The organism is Nonomuraea terrae (assembly GCF_004348995.1).
GTDB lineage: Bacteria > Actinomycetota > Actinomycetes > Streptosporangiales > Streptosporangiaceae > Nonomuraea > Nonomuraea terrae.
Genome location: NZ_SMKQ01000284.1, coordinates 1 through 8887 on the forward strand (window position 1 = coordinate 1; position 8887 = coordinate 8887).

Annotated in this window: 8 protein-coding genes; 1 reads left to right on the forward strand and 7 read right to left on the reverse strand. The window is 70.8% G+C overall.

Going from position 1 to position 8887, the window contains the following annotated elements:
- The 7 genes from E1286_RS43540 to E1286_RS43570 form a co-directional block, all read right to left on the reverse strand.
- Positions 1–959 (reverse strand): serine/threonine-protein kinase (locus E1286_RS43540; protein WP_165970182.1); only part of this gene is annotated, 959 nt, incomplete at its 3' end.
- 36 nt (positions 960–995) lie between these two features.
- On the reverse strand, positions 996–2816 hold the full coding sequence (locus E1286_RS43545) for a S9 family peptidase (RefSeq protein ID WP_132622707.1): 1821 nt from the start codon (positions 2814–2816) through the stop codon (positions 996–998).
- A 49-nt stretch (positions 2817–2865) separates the two neighbouring features.
- On the reverse strand, positions 2866–3711 hold the full coding sequence (locus E1286_RS43550) for a glutamate ABC transporter substrate-binding protein (protein ID WP_246075663.1): 846 nt from the start codon (positions 3709–3711) through the stop codon (positions 2866–2868).
- A 126-nt stretch (positions 3712–3837) separates the two neighbouring features.
- Positions 3838–4755, reverse strand: coding sequence for an amino acid ABC transporter permease (locus E1286_RS43555; protein ID WP_132622711.1), 918 nt, complete (start codon positions 4753–4755; stop codon positions 3838–3840).
- Positions 4752–5420 carry an amino acid ABC transporter permease gene (locus E1286_RS43560; protein WP_132622713.1) on the reverse strand — a complete coding sequence of 223 codons (669 nt, stop codon included), beginning with the start codon at positions 5418–5420 and terminating at the stop codon, positions 4752–4754. The genes E1286_RS43555 and E1286_RS43560 overlap by 4 nt, the downstream gene beginning before the upstream one ends.
- Before the next feature lie 58 nt (positions 5421–5478).
- Positions 5479–6348, reverse strand: coding sequence for a glutamate ABC transporter substrate-binding protein (locus tag E1286_RS43565; protein ID WP_132622715.1), 870 nt, complete (start codon positions 6346–6348; stop codon positions 5479–5481).
- An 18-nt stretch (positions 6349–6366) separates the two neighbouring features.
- On the reverse strand, positions 6367–7122 hold the full coding sequence (locus tag E1286_RS43570; RefSeq protein ID WP_132622717.1) for an amino acid ABC transporter ATP-binding protein: 756 nt from the start codon (positions 7120–7122) through the stop codon (positions 6367–6369).
- Between the two features lie 138 nt (positions 7123–7260).
- Here E1286_RS43570 and miaB point away from each other — a divergent pair, with 138 nt between their 5' ends.
- Entirely contained in the window at positions 7261–8757 is a 1497-nt protein-coding gene (gene miaB / locus E1286_RS43575) for a tRNA (N6-isopentenyl adenosine(37)-C2)-methylthiotransferase MiaB (protein ID WP_132622719.1), read from the forward strand.
- Positions 8758–8887 lie beyond the last annotated feature (130 nt).

The following is an 8887-nucleotide window of genomic DNA, read 5'->3' on the forward strand; positions in this document are numbered from 1 at the left end:
GTCCTGGTGCCAGGGTGAGGTGAGGACGTGCCGGCGTCGGGCTGGGGAGCGAAGGGGGTGTCGGGCTGGGGCGGGGAGGTCGGAGTGTTGGGGAGAGGGATGGCGGTGGCGGAGAGGGGTTCGTCGCGGGAGACCGGCGGCAGGGGAAGCTGGGACTCCGTGCGGGCGGCCGCGTGGAGGACGGGGGTGACCTGATCGAGCGGCGGCCGGGCGGCAGGCTCCTTGGCGGTGCAGGCGTCGATCACGCCCCAGAGGGTGTCGGACATGCCCTCCAGCCGCCGCGGCGCCATGTGCAGCGCCGAGTGCAGCGCGCTCAGCCCGTGGCCACCCGCGAACGGCGGACGCCCGGCCAGCAGCTCGTACAGCAGCATGCCGAGCGCGTAGACGTCGGCCGCCGGCGAGGGACGCTCGCCGCGCAACACCTCGGGCGCCAGGAAGACGGGCGTGCCCGCCACGGAGCCGGTGGTGCTGGCCGTGGAGCTGTGCAGGATGCGGGAGACGCCGAAGTCGGTCAGCCGCAGCGCCCCGGTGGCCTGGTCGACGAGCACGTTGGCGGGCTTGACGTCGCAGTGGACGACGCCCCGCTCGTGGGCGTGGGCGAGCGCCTCGGCCAGCGAGGCGGTCATCGTGGCGGCCGTGGCCGCGGGGAGCGTTCCGGAGCGGCGTACCAGGGCGCTCAGGTCGCCGCCGGTCACCAGGTCCATGACGATCGCGATGCGGTCGCCTTCGAGGACGAAGTCGCGGATGGACACGATGCCCGGATGGCGTAACCGGATCAGAACCGTGCGTTCGCGGACGAACCTGGTGACGGTGTCGGGCTCGCGCGTCAGCCGGGGATGCAGGAGCTTGGCCGCCACCTGCTCCCCGGTGCGGCGGTCGAGCGCACGCCACACGGTGCCCATGGCGCCCTCGCCGAGGATCTCGACGAGGCGGTAGGAGCTGCCGAGGGAATCGTCCATAGCGGCGATCATGCTAGCAGGCTGTGACCGATCCGCTCAGAAGATCTGCTGGTAGAAGGCAAGCTCGGCGGCGAGCGCCGCGGCCCGCGTCTCCGTGCGGCGAAAGCCGTGCGACTCGCCCTCGAAGGCGAGGTACGTGCACGGGACGCCACGCTCGGACAGCGCATCGGCGAACGCCTCCGACTGCTCCGGCGGCACCACGGGATCGTCGAGCCCCTGGAGGAGCAGCATGGGGCAGGTCACGCCGTCGACCAGCGCGAGTGGCTCGCGGGCGGCGTACACCTGAGGGTCCTCCTGGCCCACCAGCCACTCCACGTAACGCGACTCGAAGTCGTGGGTGTGGGCGACCAGCGGGGCGAGCGCGCTGATGCCGTAGTAGGAGACGCCGCCGGCGAACACGTCGGAGCGGCAGCAGGCCGCCATGACCGTCCAGCCGCCCGCGCTGCCCCCGCGTACGGCGATCCTCCCGGCGTCGGCCAGGCCCTCCGCGGCGAGCCAGCGGGCGGCGGCGACGACGTCGTCGACGTCGGCCAGGCCCCACCGGCCCCTGAGCCGCTCGCGGTAGGCGCGGCCGTAGCCGGTGGAGCCGCCGTAGTTGACGTCGAGCACGCCGATGCCGCGCGAGGTGAGGAACGCCTTCTCCAGGTCGAGCGCGGAGTCGGCCTGAGCGGTCGGCCCGCCGTGCACGAAGATCACGTACGGGGGCGTGTCGCCCTCGGTGGCCGGGGCGTACGGCGGATAGAGGAAGGCGTGCACCTCGCGCTCGCCCGGCACGCGCACGGCGCGGGGGACCGGCAGGTAGTCGGGGTCGGGCAGTGAGGTGAGGTCGCTCCCGAGCGTGAGATGGCGCCCGGTGGCCGTGTCGGCCCGCACCACCGAGCGCGGGGTCGTGGCGGCGTACGCGACGCCGACCACGGACGTGCCCTCGGCGGCCAGCGCGGCGTCCCAACCGGCGTAGGGCAGGTCGAGGTCGGTCAGCGCCCCGGACTCGGGGTCGAGCACGCCCAGCCGCAGGTCTCCGCGCCCGTGCAGCACCGCGAGCCGCCCGTCGGGCAGCACGGTGTACGGCATCCCGCCCAGCCGCCACGGCGGCAGCGCGAACTCCTCCTCGGACGGGTGCACGGCCCGCGCGTCGTCGCCGTGGAGACCGATCTCGTAGAGGTTCCACCAGCCGGTGGAGTCGGAGATCAGGTAGAGGCGGGAGTCGTCCTTCCACGCCGGGGCCAGCACCGACTCGGCCGGGCCGCCCTTCACCGTCCAGGAGCGGCCGTCGGCCAGGGAGGTGACGCGCAGCTCGGTGCCGTCCCAGGGCATGCGGGGGTGGTTCCAGCAGATGTAGGCGAGGTGCCGCCCGTCGGGGGAGACGGCGGGGGAGGCGAAGAAGTCACAGCCGTTGGCGCGTTCGAGGATCTCGCCGCCGTCGAGCGGGACGGACACGATCGCGCGGCTCACCTTGCCGTCGCCGCTGTGGCGCTCGCGGACGCACCACACCTGGCCGTCGTGGACCAGCAGGTCGGCGTAGCGGGCGCCCTCGGGGGTGAGCGGGCGCGGATCGCGGTCGCCGGCGAGGAGGTAGAGCCGCTGGTCCTGCAGGTTGGCGAAGATGATCTCGCCCGCGGGGGCCACGGTGTAGGGGCGCCCGCCGTACTCGTGGACCCGGGTGCGGGCCGACCACGGGGCGGGCAGTAACTCGGTGCGGGTGCCGTCGGGAGCGCGGCACACGATGGTGGTGCGCCCGCCCTCGTCGGGACGCTCCTCGGTCCACCACACCCGGCCGTCGCGGGCGATGGGCCAGGCGGGGCGCGTGCCGGAACTCGCCACGTCTCTGGTCGAAATGGGGGAGGGCCAGAAAGGCATACCCGCATCCTGCCGGAAGATCTGCGCGAACGCAGGGGGCTCCCGAGGTTCAGCCGCAGCGCTGGAGGCGGGGCATCGAGGCGGGCAGCTTGAGCCCCGTCCCGCCGAACCACTTGCGCAGCAGGTGCGCCGCCGTGCCGTCCTGCCACATCCGGATGATCGCCCGGTTCACGGCCTCGCAGGTGGCGATGTCGCCCTTTTTGATGCCGACGCCGTACTTCTCGTCCGAGATGGGGTCGTTCAGCAGCCGGAACCTGCCGGGTTGTTGCTCGGCGTACCCGGCGAGGACCAGGTCCTCGGTGCTGACCGCGTCGAGCTGCCCGGCGGCGAGCTTGCGTACGCAGTCGGAGTAGTTCGCCGCGGGCACCAGGACGGCGGGCAGGTTCAGTAGCCCGTCCGGTGGCGGGTCCACGATCCGGCGGTAGGAGTTGGACCCCTCGGCGAGGCAGATCCGCTTGCCGCGCAGGTCGGTCGTCTTCCTGATGCTGGTGTCGCCGGCCCGCACCATCGTGTCCTGCCGGGCGATCACGTACGGCCCGGCGAACGTCACCCTGGCCGAGCGGGCCGGCGTGATGCTGTAGGAGGCGACGACCAGGTCGACGGTGCCGTTCTGGAGCAGCGCCTCTCGGGCCGACGACGGCGACTCCCGCCAGGTGATCCGGACGTCGTCGCCGCCGGCGAGCTGCCTGACGATGTAGCGGGCCACGTCGACGTCGAAGCCCTGAGGCTCGCCGGCGCCCGTGCGCAGGCCGACGCCCGGCTGGTCCGCCTTGGTGCCGACGACGGCCGTGCCGGTGTTCCTGATCTTGTCGACGGCGGTCGTGTACGAACCGCCGCCTCCGCACGCCGTCAGGGCCAGCACCATGACGAGCCCCGCGTGCGCCGCCCCCCGCATGCTTCCCCGACCTCCTTGCAAGGAGGCTACCTGCGGAGGGGCGCCCCCGGACCTGCGGCAAAGCAGACCTGGGGCTTTCTTGGCTGTCCCGGGAGGCGGCGGGCGCGCGGGCCCGCCGCCCCGCCGTCACTCCATGCCGCGGCCGGCCGCGACCCCGCCGCCCTGCGGTCCGGTGCCCGCCCCGGCACCGATGGCGGGCTGGCCGGGGGGCTCGATCGGCGCCGCCGAGGTCTTGCGGCTGCGCCGGCTACGCCGCTCCAGCCACGTGGCGAGGAAGCTCAGCGCCATGTTGAGTGCCACGTAGATGACGCCGATGACGATGGCCGCCGGGATCAGCGAGCCGAAGAAGCGCGCCGGCAGGATCTTGAAGCCGGTGTTGAGCAGGTCGACGTAGGCGATGATGTAGCCGAGCGCGGTGTCCTTCAGCAGCACCACGAGCTGGCTGACGATCGCCGGCATCATCGCCGTGACGGCCTGCGGCAGCAGCACCAGCCGCATCACCTGGTTCTTGCGCATGCCGATCGCGTACGCGGCCTCCGACTGGCCCTTGGCCACGGACAACACGCCGGCCCGGACGACCTCGGCCAGCACCGAGCCGTTGTAGAGCATCAGGCCGACGACGACCGCCATGAACGTGTAGTCGCCGGGCCCCGCCACGGCAGGCGCCAGGTAGAAGATGAAGAAGATCAGCAGCAGCAGCGGGATGGCCCGGAAGACCTCGACCACCACGCCCGCCGGGACGCGGATCCAGCGGTGGTCGGACAACCGCGCCAGGCCGAAGACCGCGCCGAAGACCAGGGCGAGCACCGAGGCGACCGCGGCGGCCCGCAACGTGCCGAGCAGGCCGGGGAAGATGTAGAACTCCCACGTCTCCCACTCGAGGAACGGCTGCCAGATCTCGGCCCGCCACTGGCCCTTGGCGTCGAAGCCGCTGTAGATGCCGTACAGGGCGGCGCCGACCAGGATGACGCTGGCCACCGTGAGGAGCGCGTTGCGCGTCCTCGCCCGCGGCCCGGGAACGTCGAACAGGACAGAAGTGCTCATCGGGCCACCGCCAGGCGCCGGGCCAGCCGGCCGGTGAACCAGCCGACGGGCAGGGTCACGGCCATGAAGGCGACCACGATGCCGAGGAAGATCGGGATCGAGGCGCCGACCTGGTCAAAGGACTCCTTCATGTTGGCCGCCGACTCGGCGGCGAACCCGCCCGCCACCGCGACGGTGGTGTTCTTGATCATGGCGATCATCACGCTGCCGAGCGGCGCGACGACCGCGCGGAACGCCTGGGGCAGGATGATCATCCGGAGTGACTGCATGAACGTCAGCCCGATCGCCCGGGCCGCCTCCGCCTGCCCGAGCGGCACGGTGTTGATGCCCGAACGCAGGGCCTCGCAGACGAACGCCGCCGTGTAGGCCGACAGGCCCATCGCGACGATCCAGAACGAGTTGATCCTGGGCTCGGCGGAGAAGACCAGCCCGAGCTGGTCGCTGAGCCCGAGCGCGGAGAAGGCGAGCACCAGGGTCAGCGGGGTGTTGCGGATCACGTTGACGTAGAAGGTGCCGGCCACCCGCAGGACGGGGGTGGGGGAAACTCTCATCGCCACCAGGATGGTGCCGAGAATCAGGGAGGTGATCGCGCCCACGATGGAGAGCTTGATGTTCTCCAGGAACCCCAGGGCGAGGTCGGGCGCGTACCTAATCAGATCTTCCATCGTGCTCCACCACATAGGGCGGCGGCGGCCGGGTCGCCGGCCGCCGCCTCATGTGTGATCAGGCGCAGCCCTCGGGCGTCGGCGCGGTGTCGGACAGCTTCAGGCCCTGGATGCCGCCGAACCACTTGTCCAGCAGCGTCTTCATGGTGCCGTTGTCCCACAGCGCCTTCACCGCGGTGTTGACGGCCTCGCAGGTCTTGGTGTCGCCCTTCTTCACGCCGACGCCGTACTTCTCGTCGGTGAAGCCCTGGCCGAGGACCTTGAACTTGCCGCCGGACTGCTGCGCCTGCTTGGCGAAGCCCGCCAGGATCAGGTCGTCGGTGGTCACCGCGTCGAGGTTGCTGCCGGAGAGCTTCTGCACGCACTCGGAGTAGTTGGCCGCGTCGACGGTGGTCGCGTCGAGGTCGAGCTCGCCGTCCGGGGGCGGGTCGGTGATGCGGCGGTAGGAGTTGGAGCCGGCCGCCTTGCAGATCCGCTTGCCCTCGAGGTCCTGCGGGGTGTTGATGGTGGTGTCGTCACCGCGGACCATCACGTCCTGGTGCGCGACGACGTACGGGCCGCCGAAGGTCACCTTGGTCTTGCGCTCCTCGGTGATGGAGTACGTGGCGAAGATGATGTCAACGGTGCCGTTCTGGAGGAACGGCTCACGGTTGGAGGAGGCCGACTCCTTCCACTCCACCGCCACGTCCTTGCCGCCGTTCATCTGCTTCAGCACGGCCTTGGCGACGTCGACGTCGAAGCCCTCGGGCTCGTTGCCCATCTTCAGGCCGAGGCTCGGCTGGTCCCATTTGGTGCCGACCACGATCGTCTCGCCGGCCGCGATCTTGTCCGCGACCGTGGCGTAGGTCTGTTCGCCGCCGCCACAGGCGGACAGGCCGGCGGCCAGGGCCGCCACCGAGAGCAGTGCTCCCGCTCGACGCATGTGCATGTGTACCTGCCTCAATCTTCAGTGCGTGAGGATCTTCGAAAGGAAGTCACGCGCTCGGTCGGTCTGCGCGTTGGTGAAGAACTCGTCGGGGGTGTTCTCCTCCGCGATCTGGCCGTCGGCCATGAACACGACGCGGTGGGCGGCCCGCCGGGCGAAGCCCATCTCGTGCGTGACGACCATCATGGTCATCCCGTCACGCGCCAGCCCGATCATGACGTCGAGCACCTCCTGCACCATCTCGGGGTCGAGTGCGGAGGTGGGCTCGTCGAACAAGATCATTTTCGGGTCCATGGCCAGCGCCCTGGCGATCGCGACGCGCTGCTGCTGGCCGCCGGAGAGCTGGGCCGGATATTTGTCGGCCTGCGATGCGATGCCCACCCGTTCGAGCAGCTCCATCGCCCGCTTGTCGGCGGCGTCCCTCGCGATGCCGCGCACCTTGGTGGGGCCGAGGGTGACGTTCTCCCGGATGGTCTTGTGCGCGAACAGATTGAACGACTGGAAGACCATCCCGACTTCGGACCGAAGTCTGGCCAGCCCCTTGCCCTCGGCGGGCAGGACGTTGCCGTCGAAGACGATCCTCCCGCCGTCGATCGTCTCCAGCCGGTTGATCGTGCGGCAGAGCGTGGACTTCCCGCCGCCGGACGGGCCGATGACGACCAGAACCTCGCCACGAGAGACGGTCAAGTTGATGTCCTTCAGGACATGGAGCGACCCGAAGTGCTTGTTGACGTTCTCCAACTGCACGAGTGGAGTGGCGTCTCCGTTCTCCGTCATGGAACGAAACGGTAGAGGGCGTTAGAGCGCTGGTCACTAACCGAGCGGTACCGATCCGATCACATCATGCCATCAAGCTGGCCTTTTGGAACGGTGAGGGTCCTGTCAAGTCCGACTGCGACTACCCTTGAAGACGCCATGACTGTGACCCAGGAGGGCGCCCGCACATACGAAGTGCGCACATACGGGTGCCAGATGAATGTGCACGACTCCGAGCGGCTGTCGGGCCTGCTGGAGAACGCCGGCTACGTGCCCGTTCCCGACGGGGAGACGGCCGACGTGGTCGTGTTCAACACGTGCGCCGTGCGGGAGAACGCCGACAACCGCCTTTACGGCAACCTCGGCCACCTCCGCCCCGCCAAGACGCGCAACCCGCGCATGCAGATCGCCGTGGGCGGTTGCCTGGCGCAGAAGGACCAGGGCGAGATCGTCCGCAAGGCCCCGTGGGTCGACGTGGTGTTCGGCACCCACAACATCGGCTCGCTGCCGGTGCTGCTGGAGCGGGCCCGCGTCGCGGGCGAGGCGCAGGTCGAGCTGAAGGAGTCGCTGGAGGTCTTCCCGTCCACCCTGCCGACCAGGCGCGAGTCGCCGTACGCCGCGTGGGTGGCCATCTCGGTCGGCTGCAACAACACCTGCACGTTCTGCATCGTGCCGTCGCTGCGCGGCAAGGAGAAGGACCGCCGGCCCGGCGACATCCTCGCCGAGGTCAGCACGCTGGTCGGGCAGGGGGTCCTCGAGGTCACGCTGCTCGGCCAGAACGTCAACACCTACGGCGTCGAGTTCGGCGACCGGCTGGCGTTCGGCAAGCTGCTGCGCGCCTGCGGCGACATCGAGGGGCTCGAACGGGTGCGCTTCACCTCGCCCCACCCGGCCGCCTTCACCGACGACGTGATCGCCGCGATGGCCGAGACGCCCAACGTCATGCACCAGCTCCACATGCCGCTGCAGTCGGGCTCCGACCGGGTGCTGCGCGCCATGCGGCGCTCCTACCGCGCCGAGCGCTACCTCGGCATCATCGAGCGCGTGCGCGCGGCCATGCCGGACGCCGCCATCTCGACCGACATCATCGTCGGCTTCCCCGGTGAGACCGAGGACGACTTCCAGCAGACGCTCGAGGTGGTCCGGCGCAGCCGCTTCGCCAACGCCTTCACCTTCCAGTACTCCATCCGTCCCGGCACCCCGGCGGCCACCATGGACGACCAGGTGCCCAAGGAGGTCGTGCAGGAGCGCTACGAGCGGCTGGTGGCCCTGCAGGAGGAGATCTCCTGGGAGGAGAACAAGAAGCAGGTCGGCCGGACGCTCGAGGTGCTGGTCGCCGAGGGCGAGGGCCGCAAGGACGAAACCACCCGTCGGCTGTCCGGGCGCGCGCCGGACAACCGCCTGGTGCACTTCGCGGCGGGCGACGAGACGCCGCGACCGGGCGACATGGTCACGGTCGAGGTGACGTACGCGGCTCCGCACCACCTGGTGGCCGACGGGCCGCTGCTCGGCGTCCGGCGCACCCGGGCGGGCGACGCCTGGCAGGCCCGCCAGGGACGCCCTGCCGGGCAGGGGGCGGGAGTGCCGCTGGGCATGCCGACCATCGGCCGCCCGCAGCCGTCCGCCGCGGCCACGGGAGGCTGCTCGGCCCACTGACGGGAGTCGGCTTGGCGGAGGGCGGTGCCGTGCGGCGCCGCCCTTCGCCGTTCTCAGCGGATGAGGCGGTCCAGGAACGCGTGGCAGGCGCCGCGGCGGAAGTCGTCGAACGTGGCGCAGGGGTCGGGGA

What these genes read in the sequence shown, in the direction of transcription:
- E1286_RS43545 (WP_132622707.1), bottom strand. Translation starts at nt 2,816, where the DNA reads ATGCCTTTCTGGCCCTCCCCCATTTCGACCAGAGACGTGGCGAGTTCC.
- E1286_RS43550 (WP_246075663.1), bottom strand. Translation starts at nt 3,711, where the DNA reads ATGCGGGGGGCGGCGCACGCGGGGCTCGTCATGGTGCTGGCCCTGACG.
- E1286_RS43555 (WP_132622711.1), bottom strand. Translation starts at nt 4,755, where the DNA reads ATGAGCACTTCTGTCCTGTTCGACGTTCCCGGGCCGCGGGCGAGGACG.
- E1286_RS43560 (WP_132622713.1), bottom strand. Translation starts at nt 5,420, where the DNA reads ATGGAAGATCTGATTAGGTACGCGCCCGACCTCGCCCTGGGGTTCCTG.
- E1286_RS43565 (WP_132622715.1), bottom strand. Translation starts at nt 6,348, where the DNA reads ATGCACATGCGTCGAGCGGGAGCACTGCTCTCGGTGGCGGCCCTGGCC.
- E1286_RS43570 (WP_132622717.1), bottom strand. Translation starts at nt 7,122, where the DNA reads ATGACGGAGAACGGAGACGCCACTCCACTCGTGCAGTTGGAGAACGTC.
- miaB (WP_132622719.1), top strand. Translation starts at nt 7,261, where the DNA reads ATGACTGTGACCCAGGAGGGCGCCCGCACATACGAAGTGCGCACATAC.